The organism is Reyranella sp., assembly GCF_965227665.1.
GTDB lineage: Bacteria > Pseudomonadota > Alphaproteobacteria > Reyranellales > Reyranellaceae > Reyranella.
On sequence record NZ_OZ245767.1, the window covers coordinates 192,516 to 213,737 of the forward strand.

23 protein-coding genes are annotated in these 21,222 nt (G+C 66.4%); 18 read left to right on the forward strand and 5 right to left on the reverse strand.

Going from position 1 to position 21,222, the window contains the following annotated elements; genetic code table 11:
• Window positions 1–23 precede the first annotated feature (23 nt).
• The 4 genes from ACO07I_RS00985 to ACO07I_RS01000 are packed head-to-tail and all read left to right on the forward strand — an operon-like array spanning window position 24 to window position 3,267.
• Window positions 24–896 (forward strand): YheT family hydrolase, encoded by an 873-nt coding sequence (locus tag ACO07I_RS00985; RefSeq protein WP_422013436.1) that lies wholly within the window; start codon window positions 24–26, stop codon window positions 894–896.
• Entirely contained in the window at window positions 893–1,876 is a 984-nt protein-coding gene (locus ACO07I_RS00990) for a YheT family hydrolase (RefSeq protein WP_422013438.1), read from the forward strand. Before ACO07I_RS00985 ends, ACO07I_RS00990 begins: the two co-directional genes overlap by 4 nt.
• Window positions 1,873–3,111, forward strand: coding sequence for an MFS transporter (locus ACO07I_RS00995; RefSeq protein ID WP_422013440.1), 1,239 nt, complete (start codon window positions 1,873–1,875; stop codon window positions 3,109–3,111). Before ACO07I_RS00990 ends, ACO07I_RS00995 begins: the two co-directional genes overlap by 4 nt.
• A gap of 12 nt (window positions 3,112–3,123) precedes the next feature.
• Window positions 3,124–3,267 (forward strand): hypothetical protein, encoded by a 144-nt coding sequence (locus tag ACO07I_RS01000; protein WP_422013442.1) that lies wholly within the window; start codon window positions 3,124–3,126, stop codon window positions 3,265–3,267.
• On the opposite strand, the gene ACO07I_RS01005 is transcribed toward ACO07I_RS01000, so the two are convergent.
• Both ACO07I_RS01005 and hemB read right to left on the reverse strand, forming a co-directional pair.
• Window positions 3,264–3,752: an NUDIX hydrolase gene (locus ACO07I_RS01005; RefSeq protein ID WP_422013444.1), complete on the reverse strand. Its 489-nt coding sequence runs from the start codon at window positions 3,750–3,752 to the stop codon at window positions 3,264–3,266. The two genes, ACO07I_RS01000 and ACO07I_RS01005, sit on opposite strands and share 4 nt — an antisense overlap.
• A 24-nt stretch (window positions 3,753–3,776) precedes the next feature.
• A complete protein-coding gene (gene hemB, locus ACO07I_RS01010; RefSeq protein WP_422013446.1) occupies window positions 3,777–4,787 on the reverse strand; it encodes a porphobilinogen synthase in 1,011 nt (336 codons plus the stop codon).
• 89 nt (window positions 4,788–4,876) lie between these two features.
• On the opposite strand from hemB, the gene ACO07I_RS01015 reads away from it, so the two are divergent.
• The 14 genes from ACO07I_RS01015 (at window position 4,877) to ACO07I_RS01080 (ending at window position 18,161) form a co-directional block, all read left to right on the forward strand.
• Complete coding sequence (locus tag ACO07I_RS01015) at window positions 4,877–6,016, forward strand: isobutyryl-CoA dehydrogenase (protein ID WP_422018392.1); 1,140 nt, start codon at window positions 4,877–4,879, stop codon at window positions 6,014–6,016.
• A gap of 3 nt (window positions 6,017–6,019) precedes the next feature.
• Complete coding sequence (locus tag ACO07I_RS01020) at window positions 6,020–7,087, forward strand: enoyl-CoA hydratase/isomerase family protein (protein ID WP_422013448.1); 1,068 nt, start codon at window positions 6,020–6,022, stop codon at window positions 7,085–7,087.
• 26 nt (window positions 7,088–7,113) lie between these two features.
• Window positions 7,114–7,995, forward strand: coding sequence for a 3-hydroxyisobutyrate dehydrogenase (mmsB, locus tag ACO07I_RS01025; RefSeq protein ID WP_422013450.1), 882 nt, complete (start codon window positions 7,114–7,116; stop codon window positions 7,993–7,995).
• Between the two features lie 7 nt (window positions 7,996–8,002).
• Window positions 8,003–8,689 carry a glutathione S-transferase N-terminal domain-containing protein gene (locus ACO07I_RS01030; protein WP_422013452.1) on the forward strand — a complete coding sequence of 229 codons (687 nt, stop codon included), beginning with the start codon at window positions 8,003–8,005 and terminating at the stop codon, window positions 8,687–8,689.
• A 2-nt stretch (window positions 8,690–8,691) separates the two neighbouring features.
• A complete protein-coding gene (locus ACO07I_RS01035; protein WP_422013454.1) occupies window positions 8,692–9,183 on the forward strand; it encodes a MaoC family dehydratase in 492 nt (163 codons plus the stop codon).
• Window positions 9,184–9,203: 20 nt separating this feature from the next.
• Window positions 9,204–9,488, forward strand: coding sequence for a putative quinol monooxygenase (locus ACO07I_RS01040; protein ID WP_422013456.1), 285 nt, complete (start codon window positions 9,204–9,206; stop codon window positions 9,486–9,488).
• A 24-nt stretch (window positions 9,489–9,512) separates the two neighbouring features.
• Complete coding sequence (gene corA, locus ACO07I_RS01045) at window positions 9,513–10,580, forward strand: magnesium/cobalt transporter CorA (protein WP_422013458.1); 1,068 nt, start codon at window positions 9,513–9,515, stop codon at window positions 10,578–10,580.
• Window positions 10,581–10,587: 7 nt separating this feature from the next.
• Window positions 10,588–11,580, forward strand: a complete 993-nt coding sequence (locus ACO07I_RS01050) for a glutathione S-transferase family protein (protein ID WP_422013460.1) — start codon at window positions 10,588–10,590, stop codon at window positions 11,578–11,580.
• A 144-nt stretch (window positions 11,581–11,724) separates the two neighbouring features.
• Complete coding sequence (locus ACO07I_RS01055; RefSeq protein WP_422013462.1) at window positions 11,725–12,810, forward strand: ABC transporter ATP-binding protein; 1,086 nt, start codon at window positions 11,725–11,727, stop codon at window positions 12,808–12,810.
• Window positions 12,807–13,676 carry an ABC transporter permease gene (locus ACO07I_RS01060; RefSeq protein WP_422013464.1) on the forward strand — a complete coding sequence of 290 codons (870 nt, stop codon included), beginning with the start codon at window positions 12,807–12,809 and terminating at the stop codon, window positions 13,674–13,676. The genes ACO07I_RS01055 and ACO07I_RS01060 overlap by 4 nt, the downstream gene beginning before the upstream one ends.
• Entirely contained in the window at window positions 13,673–14,503 is an 831-nt protein-coding gene (locus ACO07I_RS01065) for an ABC transporter permease (RefSeq protein WP_422013466.1), read from the forward strand. The genes ACO07I_RS01060 and ACO07I_RS01065 overlap by 4 nt, the downstream gene beginning before the upstream one ends.
• A gap of 13 nt (window positions 14,504–14,516) precedes the next feature.
• Entirely contained in the window at window positions 14,517–15,563 is a 1,047-nt protein-coding gene (locus ACO07I_RS01070; RefSeq protein ID WP_422013468.1) for an extracellular solute-binding protein, read from the forward strand.
• Between the two features lie 7 nt (window positions 15,564–15,570).
• Entirely contained in the window at window positions 15,571–15,930 is a 360-nt protein-coding gene (locus tag ACO07I_RS01075) for a hypothetical protein (protein ID WP_422013470.1), read from the forward strand.
• Entirely contained in the window at window positions 15,927–18,161 is a 2,235-nt protein-coding gene (locus ACO07I_RS01080) for a N,N-dimethylformamidase beta subunit family domain-containing protein (RefSeq protein ID WP_422013472.1), read from the forward strand. The genes ACO07I_RS01075 and ACO07I_RS01080 overlap by 4 nt, the downstream gene beginning before the upstream one ends.
• Before the next feature lie 206 nt (window positions 18,162–18,367).
• Here the strand turns inward: ACO07I_RS01080 and ACO07I_RS01085 are convergent, their stop codons facing one another.
• From ACO07I_RS01085 to ACO07I_RS01095, 3 genes are read right to left on the reverse strand one after another with little or no spacing between them, the layout of a single operon-like run.
• Window positions 18,368–19,114: a sulfite exporter TauE/SafE family protein gene (locus tag ACO07I_RS01085; protein ID WP_422013474.1), complete on the reverse strand. Its 747-nt coding sequence runs from the start codon at window positions 19,112–19,114 to the stop codon at window positions 18,368–18,370.
• Window positions 19,115–19,120: 6 nt separating this feature from the next.
• Complete coding sequence (locus tag ACO07I_RS01090) at window positions 19,121–20,356, reverse strand: acyl-CoA dehydrogenase (RefSeq protein WP_422013476.1); 1,236 nt, start codon at window positions 20,354–20,356, stop codon at window positions 19,121–19,123.
• A gap of 57 nt (window positions 20,357–20,413) precedes the next feature.
• The gene (locus ACO07I_RS01095; protein ID WP_422013478.1) at window positions 20,414–21,214 is read right to left on the reverse strand and encodes an ABC transporter ATP-binding protein; all 801 of its coding nucleotides are present in this window, start codon (window positions 21,212–21,214) and stop codon (window positions 20,414–20,416) included.
• Window positions 21,215–21,222 lie beyond the last annotated feature (8 nt).

Here is a 21,222-nt window from a genome sequence, read left to right on the forward strand (position 1 = left end):
TCGCACCCCATACGAGCGAGCGGATGGCATTCGCGATGGGCGACCGCACGGGCGACATCCTGCTGGGCATGCTCGACCACCCGGTCGAGCCGGTGGAGGCACGTCCCCTGGCGGTCCTGATCCACGGGCTGACGGGCAGCGAAAACAGCGCTTACATGCTGAACGCGGCACGCCACCTGCTCGACGGCGGATATCGCGTCCTGCGCCTCAATCTGCGTGGTTGCGGACCGTCGCGACCCCATTGCCGCGAGCACTATCATGTCGGTCGTACCGCAGACTTCCGCCGCGTCCTGTCGCAGCTCCCCGAGGACCTGATCGCCAACGGAATCGTCGCCGTCGGCTATTCGCTGGGCGGCGCGATGCTCCTCAAGTATCTGGGCGAGGAAGGATCCTTTTCGCCCCTACGGGGCGCCGCAACCATCTGTGCGCCGATCGATCTGGCCCGGACCTGCAAGCACATGATGCGCGCGCGCAACTGGCTCTATCACACCTATCTGCTGAACGACATGAAGGCCGAGGCGCTGGCACCCGGCGCCCTGACCTCGCCCGAAGAGCGCGAGATCATCCGGTCGGCGCGCAGCGTGTGGGACTACGACGACCGGTTCATCTCGCCGCGCTATGGCTTCCGTGGCGCCGAGGATTATTACGAACTCTGCTCGCCGCTCGCCTTCATGCCGGAGATCCGCGTGCCCACGATGGTCATCGCTTCGTGCGACGATCCGTGGATTCCGGTCGAATACTATCGCGAGTTCAACTGGTCCGATAATCCCTCGCTCGTGCCCTTGATGCCGCCCGCCGGCGGGCATATCGGCTTCCACGCGCATGACAGCGCGCGGCCGTGGTGCGACCTTGCCGTGGAGAAATTCTTCGATCGGCTTGATATCATGGAGGCGTGAGCCTCGCCCTCCCGCCGTTCCGTCCGCGCTTCCCCTGGTGGGGACCCGATCTGCAGACTCTCGCCAATTTTCTCAAGCCGCCGTCTGGAGACCTCGCGCCGCACATCTCGGAGCGGATGACCGTCGATCTGAATGACGGGACGGGTGACAGGTTGGCCTGCACGCTCGACCGGCCCTCGGCGCCGGTTGCAGGCAAGCCACTCACGCTCCTGATCCACGGTCTGACCGGCTCGCAGGAAAGTTCCTACATCGTCAGTATGGCCCGCTGTCTGCTGAACGCAGGCGAGCGTGTCCTGCGGGTGAACCTGCGGGGCGCGGGGCCGTCGCGCGCGACCTGCGCAGGCCAGTACTATGCCGGCCGCAGCCAGGATTTTCGCAGCTTGCTGGCAAACCTCCCTGCCGGGCTCAAGGCCGATGGCGTCCGCGCCGTCGGCTATTCGCTGGGGGCGGCGATGCTGCTCAAGTACCTCGGCGAGGAGGGCAAGGCCGCGCCCGTGCTCGCCGCGGCGGCGGTCTCTGCTCCGATCGACCTGTCCGTGACATGCGGCCGGATGCTGGAACGGCGTAACCTCGTCTATCACCGCCACCTTCTCGGACAGATGAAGATCGAGGCCACCGCACCGGGCGCGCGACTGGAAGAGCGGGAGAGGTCCGCCATTCTCGGCTCCCGCACGATCCGGGAGTATGACGACGTCTTCATCGCGCCGCGTCACGGCTTTGCCGGCGCAGACGACTACTATGAGCGCTGCAAGCCGGTTCGCTTCATGGGAGGGATCCGCGTGCCGACCCTGGTGCTGGCGGCGCTGGACGATCCCTGGATTCCGGGCGCGCTCTACAGCCGCTACGACTGGGCGAGCAACCGGGCGCTGCAGCCGTTGCTGCCGACGCAGGGCGGGCATGTCGGGTTCCACGGTTCGGACAAGCGACTTCCCTGGAGCGACCGGGCCATAACAGAGTTTTTCGGGGGCAAGTCCGCATGACGCGACAAGAGGGCGGACTGGACGCCTTGAACTTCTTCCTGGCCGACGTCCGCGACGGTCTGGGACCCTATCTCGCGATCTATCTCCTGACCGTGCAGAAGTGGGACGCCGCCAGCATCGGTGTCGTGATGTCGATCGGCGGCATCGCGACCATCCTGGCGCAAACGCCGGCCGGCAGCTTCATCGACGTGACACGCTACAAGCGCGCCGCGATCATCGTCGCGGCGCTCCTCGTGACCGCCTGTTGCCTCGTCCTGCCGATTGCGCCCGGTTTCCTGCCCGTCGCGGTCGCCCAGTCGCTGGCCGGTGTCGCGAGTTCGATCTTTGCGCCGGCGATCGCCGCGATCACGCTGGGTATCATGGGGCCCAAGGCATTCACGCGACGCACCGGCCGGAACGAGGCGTTCAACCACGCGGGCAACGCCGTCGCGGCCGTCCTGGCGGGGGCGGGTGCCTACGTCATGGGGCCGATCGCGGTCTTTTATCTGATGGCCGCCATGGCCATCTGCAGCATCGCCGCAACCCTTGCCGTGCCTGCCAAGGCCATCGATCACGACGTGGCCCGGGGCCTGGACGACGGCAGCCACCATGGCCACGCCAAGCCCGCCGGACTTTCTGTCCTGCTGGAGAACCGGCCGCTGCTGATCTTTGCCGGCTGCGTCGTGCTGTTCCACTTCGCCAATGCGGCGATGCTGCCGCTTGTTGGCCAGAAGCTCGCCCTCGCCAACGAAGGGCTGGGAACGACGCTGATGGCCGCCTGCGTCGTCATTGCCCAGCTCGTCATGATTCCCGCCGCCCTGATCGTCGGTGCCAAGGCCGATGACTGGGGGCGCAAGCCGTTGTTCCTCACCGGCTTCGCGATCCTCGCGCTGCGCGGGGCGCTCTATCCGGTGTCCGACGATCCCTATTGGCTGGTGGGCGTCCAGGCGCTGGATGGCGTCGGCGCGGGGATCTTCGGTGCCCTGTTCCCGGTGGTGGTCGCCGACCTCACGCGAGGCACGGGGCGCTTCAACGTCAGCCAGGGCGCCATTGCGACGGCGCTGGGGCTGGGGGCCGCGCTCAGCGCGACCTTTGCCGGGCTGATCGTCGTGACGGCCGGCTACTCGGCGGCTTTCCTCGCCCTGGCCGGGATCGCTGGCATCGGTCTGCTGATCTATGCCGCCCTCATGCCCGAAACGAAGCCACATTCACGACAGAATGAGGCGCTGATCATCGGGCCGGTGAGGCCGCGTTGAGGAAACTTGGAGATGGGTGAGGCGGAACCAGTGGCGATGATCGTGGGAGTGGCCTGTTCGCTGGTCGCACTCGTGCTGGCCTGGCGCGCCTATCGCGGCGCATCGGAAGAGCAGGAGCGCCGCAAGCGAGAGCGCGAGGATCGCGACCGCCGCTAGGAGAGGGCCAGCGGCTCCGTGGGCGGCCCGTCGCGAAGAAGGGCCGCGAGGCGGGCGCCAAGGTCGATCGGCTCGAAACGCGCGGCGGAGGCGGCGATCTCGTCGGCCGTCCACCAGCGATGGCCCAGCGTCCAGCTCCGTTCCTTCTCGTCGAGGCCCGACGTGTCGATCTCGCTGCGGTCGGTGCGTGCCAGGAAGAAGCGCTCCCGGTGCAGCACCTGCTTGCCGCGCCAGCTCATGACACGCTCACGCTTCCAGACCCAGCGCGGCGTGTCGATCACCGGCAGCTTGGTTTCCTCGCCGGCTTCGCGGACGGCGGCCTGCGCATAGTCCTCGCCGGGATCGACCATGCCGCCGATCATCACCCAGAAGGGATCGAAGAACGGTTTGGCCGGGTCGAAAACCTGCGGATCGTGGACGTTGAACAGGAACAGCCGGTCCTGCGGATCGAGCAGGATCAGGCGGGCCGAGGGACGTTCGATCATAGGCAGGCGATCATCGGCCGGCGATCATTTCGACTTGAGCAGCCGTGCCGCGTCGATTGCGCCGTAGGTCAGGATACCGTCGCAACCGGCACGCTTGAATCCGGTCAGCGTCTCGATCAGCACCTTGTTCCAGTCGAGCCAGCCACGATCGGCCGCGCCCCGCAGCATCGCGTACTCACCGCTCACCTGGTAGGCGTAGGTCGGCACGCCGAACGTGTCCTTCACACGGCGCACGATGTCGAGATAGGGGAGGCCGGGCTTCACCATCACCATGTCGGCGCCTTCCTCGATGTCGAAGCCCACTTCGCGCAGGGCCTCGTCGGAGTTGGCGTAATCCATCTGGTAGGTCTTCTTGTCGCCCTTGAGGGCGCCGGAGCTGCCGATGGCGTCGCGAAAGGGATTGTAGAAGGCCGACGCGTACTTGGCGGCGTACGACATGATCTGTTCGTGCTGGTAGCCCTTGGCGTCGAGCGCCGCGCGGATAGCGCCGATGCGGCCGTCCATCATGTCCGAGGGCGCCTGGATGTCGGCGCCGGCCTCGGTCTGCACGATCGCCTGCTTGACGAGAGCCTCGACCGACTCGTCGTTCAGGATCCGACCGTCCTGCACGATACCGTCATGGCCGTCGCTGTTGAACGGGTCGAGCGCCACGTCGCAGACGATGCCGATGTCGGGCACGGCCTTCTTAACCGCGGTGATGGCGCGACAGACGAGGTTGCCGGGATTATAGGCCTCGCGCGCGTCGGGCGTCTTGGCCTTGGGGTCGGTCTCCGGGAAGATCGCGATGGCGGGAATGCCAAGATCGCGGGCCTCCTTTGCCGCTTCTGCGAAGAGGTCGATCGAGAGGCGGTCGACGCCCGGCATGGAGGCGACAGGCGTGCGCGCGTTCTGGCCTTCCTGGACGAAGACCGGCCAGATCAGGTCGTCGACCGAGAGCTTGTTCTCGGCAACGAGGCGCCGGGACCATTCCTCGCCGCGATTGCGGCGCAGGCGGGTCGTGGGATAGCGGCCGAGGGTCGTGAAACGGGCGGACATGAAAGGCCTTATGGCGCGAACGGGTAGGGGCCGCAATGCGGCTCCTTTTCCTGCAGAAAGCCGGCGCCAGAGTTGATACGGTCCCGTCGATGGATTTCACGCTTTCAGAAGACCAGCAGGCGTTCCGCGATACGGCCCGGCAGTTCGCGACCGACCGCATGCTGCCGCAGGCCGCACGCTGGGACGCCGAGAAGATCTTTCCGGAGGAGGTGCTGCGGGAGGCCGCGGCCCTTGGCTTCGGCGGCATCTACGTGCGCGACGATGTCGGCGGCAGCGGCCTCAGCCGCTTCGATGCCGCGCTCATTATGGAGGAACTGGCGGCGGCCTGTCCCAGCACGGCGGCCTATATCTCCATCCACAACATGGCCGCCTGGATGATCGACGCCTTCGGCGACGACGAGCAGCGCCGGCGCTTCCTGCCGAAACTCTGCTCGATGGAGCATTTCGCCAGCTACTGCCTCACCGAGCCCGGTGCCGGCTCCGACGCGGCGGCGCTGGCCACGCGGGCCGAGCAGCAGGGTGATCACTACGTGCTGAACGGCAGCAAGGCCTTCATTTCGGGCGGCGGCCGCAGCGACATCTATGTCGTGATGCTGCGCACCGGCGGACCGGGGGCGAGCGGCGTCTCGACCCTGGTGGTCGAGGCGGGAACGCCCGGCCTGTCGTTCGGCAAGCAGGAGAACAAGCTCGGCTGGAACAGCCAGCCGACGGCGTCGGTGATCTTCGAGAACTGCCGGGTGCCGGTGGCCAACCGGCTCGGGCCGGAAGGCCATGGCTTCAAGATCGCGATGATGGGGCTCGACGGCGGGCGCATCAATATCGGCGCCTGCTCGCTGGGCGGCGCGCGCGCCTGCCTCGAGACCGCCTCGCGCTACGTGCTGGAGCGCAAGCAGTTCGGCAAGCCGCTGGCCGACTTCCAGGCGACCCAATTCAAGCTCGCGGACATGGCGACCGAGCTCGATGCGGCGCGGCTCTTGATCTGGCGGGCGGCCTCGCTGCTCGACCAGAAGTCGCCCGAAGCGACCCAGGCGGCCGCCATGGGCAAGCGCTTCGCCACCGACATGGGCTTTCGGGTGGTCAACGAAGCGCTGCAATTGCATGGCGGATACGGCTACTTGAAGGATTTCCCGCTGGAGCGCTATCTCCGCGACCTCCGCGTGCACCAGATTCTCGAAGGCACCAACGAGATCATGCGCGTGATCATTTCGCGCCGTTTGTTGATGGGATGAAGAATGTCGGAAGCTGAAATTCTGTTCGATGTGAAGGACGGTCTGGGCGTCATGACGCTGAACCGCCCGAAGGTTCTCAATTCGCTCTCGCACGGCATCATCCTCGAGATGGAGCGCGTGATGCCGGAGTGGGAGAAGGATCCTTCCATCAAGGCGGTGGTTCTGCGCGGTGCCGGCGACCGGGCCTTCTCCGCCGGCGGCGACGTGGCCGGCCTCTATCGCGAAATGCGGGACAATCCGTCGGGCACGCTGCGACGCGACTTCTTCCGCGACGAGTACATCGTCAACCGTCGCATCTATCGCTACGCCAAGCCGTGGATCTCGCTGATCGACGGCATCAACATGGGCGGCGGCGTCGGCCTCTCGGCCCACGGCTCGCATTCGGTGGTGACCGAGAAATATCTGTTTGCCATGCCGGAGACGACGATTGGCCTGTTCCCCGACGTCGGTGGTGGCTATTTCCTGACGCGTCTTCCGGGTGCGCTGGGCACCTTCCTCGCGCTCACCAGCTACCGGCTGAAGGCGGCGGATGCGGTCTGGGCGGGAATCGCACACGCCTTCGTGCCGAGCGCGAAGATCGACGAGCTGCAGGCAGCCCTCGGCGCGGCGGACCTGTCCGGCCCGCGCGCCAACGAGAAGGTCGATGCCGTCATCGCCCGCTTCCAGGCGGACGCCGGCGAGCAGACGCTGCCGGCGCTCATGCCCGAGATCGATCGCTGCTTCTCGGCCGAGACCCTGCAGGAGATCGTCGCCAACCTGAAGAAGTCGAACAGCGAGTTCGCGCAGAAGCAGCTGGCGGCGCTGATGAAGCTCTCGCCGCTGTCGATGGCGATCACGCTGGAGCAGCTCAAGCGCTGCGCCAACCGCTCGTTCGAGGACACGATGACGATCGAGTACCGCATGTCGCAGCGCTGCATGCAGAAGGGCCACGACTTCTTCGAGGGCGTGCGCGCCCTGCTCATCGACAAGGACCAGAAGCCGCACTGGAATCCCCCGACGATCGACGGCGTCACCCGCGCCCTGGTCGAGGAACATTTCCAGCCTGTGTCCAACGACCTGTTCTTCGACTGAGCGGCAGCAAGCAAACGGAGGAAACCATGGCGAAGATCGCCTTCATCGGTCTCGGCAACATGGGCGGCCCGATGGCCGCTAACCTGGCAAAGGCCCAGCATCACGTCATGGCCTTCGACCTGTCCGACGCGGCCGTGGCGACGACGGTCGAGAAGGGGGCTCACAAGGCCGCCTCTGCCGCCGAGGCGGTGAAGGGGGCGGAGATCGTCGTCACCATGCTGCCGGCCGGCAAGCATGTGCGCGAGGTCTATGAGAAGGATGTCCTGCCCAACGTCGCCAAGGGCACGCTGCTGATCGACTGCTCGACAATCGACGTCGAGAGCGCGCGCCATGTGGCGGCGCTGGCGGAGAAGGCGGGTCTCGACATGGTCGACGCGCCGGTTTCGGGCGGCGTCGGCGGCGCCACCGCGGGCACGCTCACCTTCATGGTGGGCGGCAGCGAATCGTCGTTCGCCAAGGCGAAGCCCATCCTCGAGAAGATGGGCAAGAACATCGTCCTGGCAGGCGCGAGCGGCGGCGGACAGGCCGCCAAGATCTGCAACAACATGATCCTGGGCATCTCGATGATCGCCGTCAGCGAGGCCTTCATGCTGGCCAAGCGGCTCGGCCTTGATGCACAGAAGCTGTTCGACGTGGCGTCGACGGCGTCCGGCCAGTGCTGGTCGCTCACCAACTACTGCCCCGTACCCGGCCCGGTGCCGACTTCACCCGCCAATCGCGACTACCAGGCGGGCTTCACGGCGGCGATGATGCTGAAGGACCTGATGCTCGCCCAGCAGGCAGCCAACGCCGCCGGCGCCAGCACGCCTCTGGGAGCGGAGGCCGCCCAGCTCTTCAGCCTGTTCGTGAACTCGGGCAACGGCGCCAAGGATTTCTCCGGCATCATCAAGATGCTGGACGGCAAGTGAGGCGGGAATGATCACGCTCTACGACCTGGCCTTCGAGGACGATCGTCGTCCCAGCCCGTTCTGCTGGCGCGCCAAGTTCGCGCTCGCGCACAAGGGCCTGGACTATACGAACGTGCCGATGGGCTTCACGGAGAAGGAGAAGATCGCCTTCGCCGATTCCAAGACCGTGCCGGTGATCAAGGACGGCGAAAAGCCGGTGAAGGACAGCTGGGCCATCGCGGTCTACCTCGACGACATGTATCCCGAGAGGCTGCTGCTGAAGAGCGAGATGGGCCGTTCCTATGCGCGCTTCATCAACGGCTGGACGGACACCGTGGTCAATGCCGGGATCTTCCCGCTGATCATCGGCGACCTCTATGATCGCGTACGGCCCGAGGACAAGGAGTACATCGCCCAATCGCGCGGTGCGCGGCTCGGCACGACGGACTTCGCGTCGTTTCAGACTGAGGCCCGCGAGAAGGGGCTGACGGCCTTCCGTGCGGCGCTCGAGCCGGCACGCCGCGCCTTGCGCGAACAGAAGTTCCTGTCGGGTGCCGAGGCCGCGTACCCGGACTACATCCTCGCGGGTACCTTCATGTGGCCGCGGACGGTGAGCCCGCTCGAACTGCTGGAGAAGGATGACCCGGTGTATTCGTGGCGCGAACGCATGCTCGATCTGTTCGACGGCATGGCTCGCAAGGCGAAGGGCGCCTAGGCGTGTCGGAGGACCAGGCCACGCCATTCGACCCCGCCGAGCATCGTTTCGGTCCGGCCCACTGGTTCGAGGATATCGAAGTCGGCCAGAAGTTCTACATCAACTCCCGGACCCAGACCGAGGCGCTGTTCTCGGCCTTCCAGCTCGCCAGTGGCGACAATCATCCGATTCATTACGATCGCGAGTACTGCAAGGCCTTGGGGCACCGGGAGATGCTGGCGCACGGGTTGCAGGTCGCGATCCAGGGCGCGGCCGGCGGCGGGATCTTTCCGCATTTCGTGGGCGAATCGCTGATCGGGTTTCTCGAACAGTCCTCGCGCTTCCTGAAGCCGGTCTATGTCGGCGACACGCTCTACCCGATGCTTCAGGTGACCGAGCTGAAGCCCGGACGCACCACGGGCGTCGCCGTCTTGAAGCTGACCATCCATAACCAGAAGGGCGAACTGGTGTGCGACGGCGAGCACAAGTATCTTTTGAAGAAGAAGCCGCAATAGAGACGGCAGGAGGAGAGAATATGATCGGCGTCATCGCGAAACTGACCATCAAGCCCGGCACGAACGCAGACTTCGAGGCGACCATGAAGGCGCTGCAGGCCAAGGTTCATGCCGACGAACCCGGCAACAAGCTCTATGCGCTGCACAAGACGGCCGACGTTAACGTCTATGTCATGCTGGAGCGCTACGAGAATCAGGCGGCGCTGGAGGCCCATCGGGCCGCGCCGCACTTCAAGGAACTCGGCCGCAAGCTCGGCGACTATCTCGCCGGCCGGCCCGACGTCCAGGCGATGGAAGAAGTCTAACCGCTACAGGGGGCGAGTGAGCGCATGGACGGGCTTTTTCGCCGCCACACCAAGCCCGGTACGGCTCCCGGCACGCTGGCCGGGCGCGCGCCGGTTCCCGACGAAGCGCTCGATTTCACCCTGGTCGAATACACACAGGACGAAGTCGAAGTCCTGCACGAGGTGGAAGTGGACCAGTGCCGCTTCCATCTCGGCACGCCCGGGCACACCTGGATCGATGTCGGCGGGCGGCCCAGCTCGGAGATGCTGCGCAACCTCGGCATGGCGTTCAACCTGCATCCGCTGGCCCTGGAGGACGTGTTCCACTCCAACCAGCGCAGCAAGCTCGATCTCTACGAGGGGCAGGGCTTCATCGTCCTGAACGACCCGGCCTATGAAGACTGCGTGCTGAAGGGTCAGCAGGTCAGCATCTTCTTCGGCGACAACTACGTGATCTCCTTCCACGATCTGAAGGCCGACATCTTCAAGCCGGTGCGTGACCGCCTGCAGACGTCGGGCTCGCGGCTGCGGATGTTCGGGATCGACTATCTCGTCTATGCGCTGATCGATCTCGTGGTCGATCGCAAGTTTCCGCTGATCGAGGCCCTGTCGACCCATCTCGAGGAGCTGGAAGAGGAGGCGCTCGGCCATCCGACGAAGGACACGCTGGCGCACATCCATCAGGCGCGGCGGGCGCTCGTCGCTTTCCACCGCATCCAGTGGGCCGAGCGCGAGACGGTGCTGGCGGTGATGCGGCCGGACGTGCCGTTCATCATGCCGGAGACCCGCACCTATCTGCGCGACTGCTTCGACCATGCCGTTGCGGTGCTCGACCTGGTCGAGAGCTACCGCGAAATGGCCAATGGCCTGATGGAAGTCTACCTCATGGACTCGTCCAACCGGATGTCCGAGGTCATGAAGACGATGGCGGTCATCACCGTCTTCTTCATGCCGCTCAGCTTCCTGGCCGGCATCTACGGCATGAACTTCGACCGTGACACCGGCAACATGCCCGAACTTGGATGGAAGTACGGCTATGATTTCTTCTGGGTCATGGTCGTCGTCATCGTCACGTCGATCTTCCTCTGGCTGAAGCGCAAACGCTGGATTTGAGACTGCCATGACCTACCGGATCTACGGCTCCGAACTGTCGCCCTATTCGGTGAAGGTGCGGTCCTTCTTCCGCTACAAGAATCTCGACCACGAATGGATCCCGAGGTCGCCGGCGGTCCAGGCCGAGTTCCAGAAATACGCCAAGCTGCCGCTGGTGCCACTGGTGGTGACGCCGGAAGGCGAGGGCATCCAGGATTCGACGCCGATCCTCGAACGCTTCGAGGCCTCGCATCCGGAGCCTTCCGTGACGCCCGCGGATCCCGCGCTGGCCTTCGTCTCCGCGCTTCTGGAGGAGTATGGCGACGAGTGGGGCAACAAGTGGATGTTCCACTATCGCTGGCGCTACCAGCCGGACGCCTGGTCGACCGCCGAGCGCATTGCCCAGCAGATGATGGGCGCGCAGGGCACGCTTGCCGTCGCCCAGGCCCGAGCGGCGGTGGCCGAGCGCATGATGGGACGGTTGGGTTTCGTCGGATCCAACGAGAAGACCCAGCCGCTGATCGAGGCCTCGTTCGCCCGGGCGCTCTCCCTGATCGAGGCGCATCTTGCGTCGCGGCCCTACCTGCTGGGCGGCCGGCCCGCGATGGCCGATTTCGGTCTCTGGGCACAGCTCTATGAGGCCGCGACCGACCCGACGCCGGGCGCAATCATGCGGGAGGCGGCGCCGAACGTGATGGCCTGGGTCCAGCGCATGCTGTCGCCGCGCGGCGAAGGTGAGTTCGAGTCGCTGTCGGCCCTCGCGCCGACGCTGGTGCCGCTTCTGCGTGAGGAGGTCGGTTTGCTGTTCCTGCCCTGGTCGGCGGCCAATGCGGCCGCGATCGCGGCCGGCGAGAAGAGCTTCACGCTGAGCCTTGCCGGCGCGGAGTGGACGCAGGAGCCGCAGAAATATCACGCACGCTCGCTGGCGGAGATCCGCCGCAAGTACGTTGCGACCAAGGACGCGCTCGGCCTTGAGACGATTCTGCGGGAAAGCGGCTGCCTGAAGGTTCTGGCGGGTTAGCGGGCGACACCCTCGGCGTCACGGTCGCTGGCCTGTGGGGACCTCAAGCGCTCAAGCAGCCTCGCTTACTCTGCCCTGCAAATATGAGGTTGTGCGCGATGCCGGCCGCTCATTAGGATGCGTGCGACAGCAGGCGGGGCAGAGTTGCGTACAGGCACCGGAAATGGCGAGCATGTCGGCGTTCACGAGCTGGTAAAGCGCTACGGCGATGTCGCCGCCGTGGACGGGGTGACGTTCGGTGTGCGTACCGGAGAATTTCTTGCCCTGTTGGGACCCTCCGGGTCGGGCAAGACGACGGTCCTGATGAACATCGCGGGCTTCGACTTTCCCGACTCCGGGCGCATAGAGATCGGTGGGCAGGACGTGACCTGGACGCCGTCCCACAAGCGCAATCTCGGCATGGTGTTCCAGCGCTACACCCTGTTCCCGCACATGACCGTGCTGGAGAACATCGCCTTTCCGCTTCGCATGAGGAAGATCGGCCGGGCCGAGCGCGAGGAACGGGCGCGCGCAGCACTCAGGACGGTGCGGCTGGAAGGGTACGGCGAGCGCAAGCCCGCCCAGCTGTCGGGCGGCCAGCAGCAGCGCGTCGCGATGGCGCGGGCCGTCGTTTACAATCCCGAAGTCCTGCTGATGGACGAACCGCTCTCCGCGCTCGACAAGAATCTGCGAGAGGAAATGCAGATCGAGATCAAGCACCTGCAGCGCGAGCTGGGTGTGACGGTGATCTTCGTGACGCACGACCAGACCGAGGCTCTGACCATGGCCGATCGCATCGCCGTGCTCGATCTCGGCAAGCTGCAGCAGCTCGACACGCCCAAGGCGCTCTACGAACAGCCCACCTCCGCCTTCGTCGCAGGGTTCATCGGGGAGACCAATTTTTGGCCAGCCGTCGCTTCGGGCGACGCCGCGGCCGGAAGCGAGGTCGGCGTCACCCTCGAAGGTGGAGAGCGGGCGAGCGTCACGGCGGCGGATGCCATACGGGGCGGACAGAAGGTCAGGGTGGCGATCCGCCCGGAAAATATCCGTCTCTCGGGCGGCGGTGCCGGTCTGCAGGCCACGGTCGAAGAGGCCATCTATGCCGGCAGCGTCACGACGCTTCTGCTGCGCAGCAAGGGGCCGACGCTGCGCGTGCGGGTCGGGCCCGACGGTGTGCTCGGCGAGCCGGCTCTGGGCACTCCCTTCACCTTGGGCTGGCAGACGCGCCACGCCCGCGCCTACGCCGCATGACGGCCCGGCCGTCGCGCTTCATGCTGGGGGGCCGGACCTACAGTCCGGCCGCAAGCCTGCTGCTCGCGACGCCGTTCCTGCTGGTCCTGCTGCTCGCGTTCCTGCTGCCGCTGGGCATGCTCCTGCGCGAGAGTCTTTTCGTGCCGTCCTTCACGGTGGAGCACTATCGCCGGGTGTTCGACGAGCCCGTCTATCTCCGGGTGATGTACCGCACGATCAGGATATCGGCGCTGGTGACGCTGATCAGCCTGCTGCTCGGCTATCCGCTGGCGGCCATGATGGCACGCACGCGCGGGCTGATGCTCAACCTGCTGCTGGTCGCCGTGCTGTTGCCGCTGTGGACGTCGGTGCTGGTGCGCACCTATGCCTGGCTCGTGCTTTTGCAGCGCAACGGCGTCGTCAACGACCTGCTGACCGGTCTCGGCCTGGTGGACGCGCCCATGCAGCTCCTGCGCACCGAGGGCGCGGTCGTGCTGGCGATGAGCCATGTGCTTCTGCCGTTCGTGGTGCTGCCGCTCTATGCCACGCTGCGCGCCATACCCGACGATTATGCGCGGGCCGCCCGGATGCTGGGCGCCAACGGCTTCGCCGTGTTCCGCCACGTCACCCTGCCGCTGTCGATGCCCGGCATCACGTCCGGGTGCGTGATGGTGTTCCTGCTGGCGCTGGGCTTTTTCGTCACGCCGGCGCTGATCGGTGGCCCGCAGCAGATGATGCTGGCCACGTTGGTCCAGCAGCAGGTCACCGAGCTGCTGAACTGGCCCTTCGCTGGCGCCATCATCGGTGTTCTGTTGCTCGCGGTGCTCGGGCTGATGATCGTCTTCCATCGGGTCATCCGGCTCGACCGGTTCGTGGGGCAGGCGTGAGGAGGCGGTCGGAACTGACGGCGGGACGGCTGGCGGCAAACGCGCTCGCCTACGGTGTCGCCATCTTCCTGCTCGTACCGACGGCGCTGATCGTGCCGATGTCGTTCGGCCCCGATCGCTACCTGAAATTCCCACCGTCGGGCTTCACGCTCGAATGGTACGCGGCCTATTTCTCCGACCGCGACTGGCTCGATGCGACCTTCTTCAGCCTGCGCATCGCGGTGCTGACATCGATCGTCGCCACCGTCGTCGGCGCGCTCGTCTCGCTGGCGCTGGTGCGCGGGCGGCTTCCCGGCAAGCCCGTATTCGAGCTGCTGGTGGTGGGGCCGGTGATCGTGCCCAACATAGCGATCGCCATTGCCACCTACCTGGTGTTCGACGGGCTGAAGCTCACCGGCACGACGCTCGGCTTCGTCGCCGCCCATAGCGCGCTCGCGATGCCGTTCGTGGTGTTCACGATCCTGGCCTCGCTGCATCGCTTCGATGCCGATCTCGAGCGCGCGGCGCTGTCGTGCGGCGCCAGTCCGCTGCAGGCCTTCACCTGGGTGACGCTGCCTCAGATATTCCCGGGCATCGTCTCGGCGGCGCTGTTCGCCTTCATCATTTCTTTCGACGAGCCGGTGATCTCGTTCTTCATTTCGGACCTCGATCATCGCTCGCTGCCGCGCAAGATGTTCGAGGATATCGACTACAATATTTCGCCGACCCTGGCCGCCGTGGCCACGGTCCTGACCGGGCTTACCATACTGGCTCTGGTCGTCGGTCATTTCGCCGGCCGCAGCCGGCAGGCCTCGCCCGCCGCGCGTGGGCCGACTTCCGGGAATTGAACAGGAGAGCAGCATGAAACTGACACGCCGCACGATTCTCGGGGCCACCGCGACCTTTCCCTTCATTTCGACGGCCCGCGCCGCCGGCGGCGAGGTGATCATCGCCACCACCGGTGGGCTGATGACGAACAGCCTGCAGGCCCACTTCTACAAGCGCTTCGAAGCCCAGACCGGCATCAAGGTTCGCGCCATCGCCATCGAGCTTCCCGACCAGTGGGCGCGGGCGATCGCCGGGGCGCGCAGCGGCAGCGTGCCGTTCGATGTGGTGACCGCCACGCCGCCCGACCTGATCCAGCATGCGAGCCTGCTGCAGCCGCTCGATTGCGCCGCCATGCCGGGCATCGTCGCCAATGCGCTGCCCGGGAGCTGCATGCCGACCGGGATCATCCGGACGGTGGGCGGCATGGCGCTGACCTGGAGCAAGAAAGCCTTCCCGGCGGGCGGGCCGCAATCCTGGGCCGATTTCTTCGACGTGGCCAAGTTTCCCGGCCCGCGCTCGCTGCCCGACACCGGCGACCGCGATTGGTGGGTGCCGCTGGCAGCCCTGATGGCCGACGGCGTGCCGCGCGACAAGCTGTTCCCGATGGACGTGGACCGCGCCTACCGCAAGCTCGACACGATCAAGAAGCACGTCGCGGCCTGGTGGAAGAGCGGCGACAATTCCATGCAGATCCTGCGCGGCGGCGACGCTGTCATGAGCATGCTCTATTCGAGCCGCGCCGTTCCCCTCGCCAAGAGCGGCGAATTCGATTTCACCTGGAACGGCGCCATCCGCGATACCGGCAATTGGGCGGTGCTGAAGGGCGGGCCGAATACCGCGAACGCCATCAAGTTCCTCGATTTCTTCGTGCAGGACCCGTCGGAGCACCTGCCGTTCAGCAACGAGGTGAGCTTCGATTCGAACAACAAGGAAGCGGCCGGCAAGGTGCCAGCCGAGGAGCGGCGCTTCCGGCCGAGCTATCCCGAGAACTACGACAAGCTGATCATCGCCGACTATGCGTGGATCGCCGCCGATCGCGCCAAGCTGCGCGAGCGTTGGATCAGCTGGCTCACCAAGTAGGCCGCCCGTGCTCGTCACCTATCCAGAGGCCGCACACTGGCCGATCGACCCCGACCGGCTCGACCTGGTGGAGGAATTCCGGCGGCAACCGCGCGGACCGCATGGCGATGAGCTGCAGAAGCTGCTGCATCGTCTGCGTTGGGCCGGCGATCCCGACCAGCCCGGCCGCTATGTCCTGATCGTCACGCAGCCCGGCAAGGAATGGATGCTGGGCCGCCTGCCGCGCCAGCGCGGCAAGCCGATCGAGCTCATGCGCAATCACGTCTTCACCTCCATTGCCGAGGCGGAATGGGAGGTCTTCAAACTGCGCTGGGAAGCCGTCACCGGCCGCACCCTGCCGCCTCATCTGAGTGAAAAGCTGGCATGACCGATACGACCTCCGTTCTGGGATATGCGTGGCCGATGGTGGTCTCGCCGGGCGAAGAAGTGGCCTTCCATCTCTCCAGCCCTTCGCTAGCGAAGGCCGAGGCCGCCCTGGTGCGCGTGCGCTGTGGCGATCCGGATCCAGCGGGTCCCGGAATCCGCGTGCACGAAATGGCCGCGCCGTTCGAGCGCACGGTGCCACTCGTCCACCAGACAATCCGGCCGGGCTCCTGCGCCATCGTCGCCGATGCGCCGGCACTCACGTCGTTCCAGTCGTTCACCGTCGGAGCATTTTTGTGGCCGACGATGCCCGGAGAGCGCGCGCAGACCATCCTGTCGCGCTGGAGGGCGGATGCGCAGGAGGGCTGGCGGCTCGGCCTCGATGCGGACGGCCATCTGGAGTTCGTCGTGGCGGCTGGTGGCCGGACGTGGCGGGTTGCGACCGGCGCGGCTCTCTTGTCGCGCGAATGGGTGCTGGCGGGGGCAAGCTGGGACGCCGAAGCCGGCCGCCTCGCGGTCATGGTCCGCAGCGCCGACCCGCAGGCCGGTCGGGATCGCTCCGAGTGTGTCGAGGCCGCGGGCCCGACCCAGCTTGAATGGCCGGCCTCGGTACCGCTCGTGATCGCGGCCCACGCCAGCGACGGCGGCGGCCAGCTGTTCGACGGCTTCTACGACGGCAAGATCGACCGGCCTCGGCTCCATGCCAGCGTGCAGCCGATCGACGGGCTGCACCGGCTTTGCGAAGGCGTGAACTTCCCGATGGCCGACGCGCGACTGATCGCTGCGTGGGATTTCTCGCGGGAAATGGCGAGCGAAAGCGTCACGGACCTTTCAGCCCACCACCTTCATGGCAAGCTGCGTCAGATGCCGACGCGCGGCATGACCGGCGCCAACTGGGACGGCAGCACGGACCGCTGGACCGACTGCCCGGAGCAGTATGGCGCCATCCACTTCCACAGCGACGACATGGCCGACGCGGAGTGGGAGCCCACCGTGCGCTTCACCGTCCCGGCGGAGTGGCGCAGCGGATTCTATGCGCTGCGGTTGCGTGCAGAGGCGGGGGACGAGCCCGTCGAGAGTTTCGTCGGGTTCTTCGTGCGCGCCGAACTGGGCAAGCCCCGTTCGAAGCTCGCCTTCGTGGCCAGCACCGGCACCTTTCTCGCCTATGCCAACAGCGCGCTACGGTTGGACCAGGTCCACGCCGAGGCGATGCTCGAGGGTGTGCTGACGCTGTCGCGGGACGATGTCTACATCCAGGAGCACCGCGAGGTCGGCCTCTCGACCTACGATACGCATGCCGACGGCAGCGGCTGGAGCATCAGCAGCGCGCGACGGCCCATTCTCAACATGCGGCCGCGCGGCAACGTGTTCAATTACGGCAACGATACCCACTTCATCGACTGGCTCGAGGAGACGGGGCAGGATTACGACGTCATCACGGATGACGACATCCACCGCCGCGGCGTCCAGGTGCTGGCGCCGTACACCTGCGTCGTCACGGGGTCGCATCCCGAATACATCAGCCGCGAGGTCTGGGAGGCGTTCGACGCCTATCAGCGTAGCGGCGGGCGTCACATGTATCTCGGCGGCAACGGCTTCTACTGGCGCATCGCCTATCATCCCACCGTGCCGCACACGATCGAGATGCGCCGCGGCATGACCGGCCTGCGCACCTGGGAAGGAGAGGCGGGCGAGACCGCGCTGGCCTTTACCGGCGAGCCGTCCTCGACCTGGCGCAGCAATGGGCGTCCGCCCCAGCGACTGGTCGGTGTCGGCTTCGACGGCCAGGTCTTCACCCATTCCTCGCCCTACCGCTGGCTCGATGGCGCGAAGGATCCGGCGCTGTCATGGCTGACCGACGGGATCGATCTTGCCGCGCCGCTGGGCGATTTCGGCCTGCGCGGCAACGGTGCCGCCGGGGTCGAGATCGATCGCGTGGACTGGTCGCTGGGCTCGCCTCCCGGCACGGTATGGCTGGCGACGGCGGACCGGCTCGGCTACGGCGGGACGCCCGCGCCGGAGGAGATCCTCACCCTGCATCGTGGCGTGATGGGGGACCAGAACGCGCAGGTGAGGGCCGATCTGGTCTATTTCCCGACGGCCAACGGCGGTGCGGTCTTCTCGACCGGATCGATCGCCTGGGTCTGTGCCCTGTCGCACGCGGGCTACAGGAACAACGTGAGCCAGCTCACCGGAAACGTCCTGAAGCGCTTCCTCGACCCGACACCGCTGTGACCTTGGGCGGAGCCGGGCGGACGCACGCACGCGGAGGGGAGGTTGGCAGGCCGCCGAAGAAGTCGGACTTACGGCGGATAAACGAAATAAACGCAATAAACGAAACAAACGAAGCGAATGTCGCATCCCTGGATTCTGTGCCAGGGTGACTATTGGTGTAATATTTTTGCTCGTTGCATGCCTTAAGGATCTCTTCTGACAGATTCCTAGAGCAGGCTTGTCGCCACGAGCGTCAGGCCGGAGAGCATCAGCAGCGCCAGCAGCACGCGGCGGAACTGGGCATCGTTGATGCGGCCGTAGAGGGCCAGACCGATCTTCGCGCCGATCAGTGTCGTCGGCAGGGTGATTGCAGCCCAGACGAGGAACGTCCGGTCGAGAAAGCCCGCAATGCCGGCCGAGACGAGAGCGAGGAACAGAACGCTCATGTTGAACGGCTGGTTGACGCCGCGCTGCTCGTCCTTGCCGAAGCCGCGCAACTGCGCCCAGATCGCCGGTGCCGGGCCGCTGAGACTGGCCATCCCGCCCATGACGCCGCCGATCAGGCCCACCGCGGCGTCGGCGGGGCGACCACCGCCTGTAATGATCGGGGGACGGCGCACGAAGGCCATCCACGCGCTGTAGACGATCAGCAGGATGCCAACGCCCAACTTGAGGGGGCTGGGCTTCACATGGTCGAGCAGCAAGGTGCCCAGCGGCACCCCGACGATCCCCGCGGCCAGCATCGGCCACAGTCGCTGCCAGCGCACGCCGCTCCAGATACGGGGCAGGGACTGAATGTGGCCGGCGACGCCGCACAAGGCGGTGAGAGGGGCGGCCGTGAGGGGCGACATGGCCTGCAGCCAGAAGCCCAGCGCCACCAGCGCGTAGCCGGTGCCGCTCAATCCGTTGACGAAGCCCGCGGCCAGCGCCCCGGCGACGACGATCGCGATGTCGCCGGGGGGTGGCAGGGGCACGGCCGGCTAGGCTCCCGAGCTGAACGCCTGGATGCCGGTCATCGCGCGGCCGAGGATCAGCGCGTGCACGTCGTGGGTGCCTTCGTAGGTGTTCACCGCCTCGAGGTTCATGACGTGGCGGATCACGTGATATTCGTCAGAGACGCCGTTGCCGCCATGCATGTCACGGGCGACGCGGGCGATGTCGAGCGCCTTGCCGCAGTTGTTCCGCTTGATCAGCGAGATCATCTCGGGCTGGGCATGGCCCTTGTCCTTGAGGCGGCCGACCCGCAGGCAGGCCTGGAGGCCCAGCGCGATCTCGGTCTGCATGTCGGCCAGCTTCTTCTGGATGAGCTGGGTGGCGGCCAGCGGCCGGCCGAACTGCTTGCGGTCCAGCGTGTAGTTGCGCGCCTGCTTCCAGCAGAACTCGGCGGCGCCCATGGCGCCCCAGGCGATGCCATAGCGGGCGTTGTTCAGGCAGCCGAACGGACCACCGAGGCCGGCGACGTTCGGCAGCATGTTCTCGACCGGCACGAAGACCTCGTCGAGCATGATGGCACCCGTCGCCGAGGCGCGCAGGCTGAACTTGCCCTCGATCTTCGGCGTCTCGATGCCCTTCCAGCCGCGCTCCAGGATGAAGCCGCGGATCGCGCCGCCGTCGAGCTTGGCCCAGATGACCAGAACGTCGGCGATCGGCGAATTGGTGATCCACATCTTGGAACCCGAAAGGCTGTAGCCGCCGGGAACGGTCGTGGCGCGGGTCTTCATGCCGCCGGGATCGGAGCCGTGGTCGGGCTCGGTGAGGCCGAAGCAGCCGACCCACTCGCCGGTGGCGAGCTTGGGCAGGTACTTCATGCGCTGCTCTTCGCTGCCGTAGGCGTAGATCGGGTGCATCACCAGCGAGGACTGGACGCTCATCGCCGAGCGGTAGCCAGAATCGACGCGCTCGACTTCACGGGCGACCAGGCCGTAGCTCGTGTAGTTGGCGCCGGCGCAGCCATACTTCTCGGGCAGGGTGGAACCGAGCAGGCCGAGTGCGCCGAACTCGTTCATGATCTCGCGATGGAACTTCTCGTGGCGATTGGCCTCGAGCACCCGCGACATCAGCTTGTCCTGGCAGTAATCGCGCGCGACGTCGCGGATGGCGATCTCGTCCTCGGTCAGCTGGTCGTCGAGGAAGAACGGGTCTTCCCAGTCGAAAGGCCTGGCATCGGCGCTGATGCCCTTGGCGGCGCTCTTGAGGGGGGTGGCGGCGTTGGCCATGTCTGCTCCTGCTATTTCGCCCGCGTCTTATCAGGCAGGGCAGGCCGCGCCAACGCCCTAAAGGGCCGCGCCCACGAGGGTCTTGCCGGTCAGGGCGCGGAAAATCTCGAGGTTGAGCTTGCCGAAGGCCTCGGACGCCCGCAGTTCCACGGTGCGGGGGCGCGGCAGGTCGATCCGGAGGTCCGCGGCGATACGGCCGGGGCGGGCCGACATCACGATCACGCGGTCTGACAGGAACACCGCCTCCGGGATCGAATGGGTCACGAACAGGACGGTCTTTCGGGCCTCGCGCGCCACGTCGCTTTCTCCCCAGATCCGCAGCAGTTCGAGCGCCATGTCGTCCCGGGTCATGGCGTCGAGGGCGCCAAACGGCTCGTCCATCAGCAGGAGCGGCGGGTCGAGGAGCAGGGCCCGGCAGAGCGCGGCACGCTGCTGCATCCCCCCGGAAAGCTCACGCGGCAGCTTGGCGCCGAAGCCGCCGAGGCCGGCCATTTCGAGAAGTTGCTCCGCCCGCGCCCGCAGCGCGCGGGGATCCTTGCCGGCAAGCTCGGCCGGCAGAAGCACGTTCTCCAGGATGGACCGCCATTTCAGCAGGATCGGCGCCTGGAACACCATGCCGATATCGGGAATCGGCTGGGTCACAGTGCGCCCCGCCACCGTGATGGTGCCGGTCGTGGCCGGACGCAGCCCCGCCACGATGCGCAGCAGGGTCGACTTCCCGCAGCCGCTCGGGCCGACCAGAGAGACGAACTCGCCGGCCCCGATCGACGCGGAAATGCCGGCGAGGGCCTCAACCGGGCCGCTCGCCGCCTGATACGTCATGCCGACCCGGTCGAGGTCGATCAGTCCCTTTGTCACGCGACGCG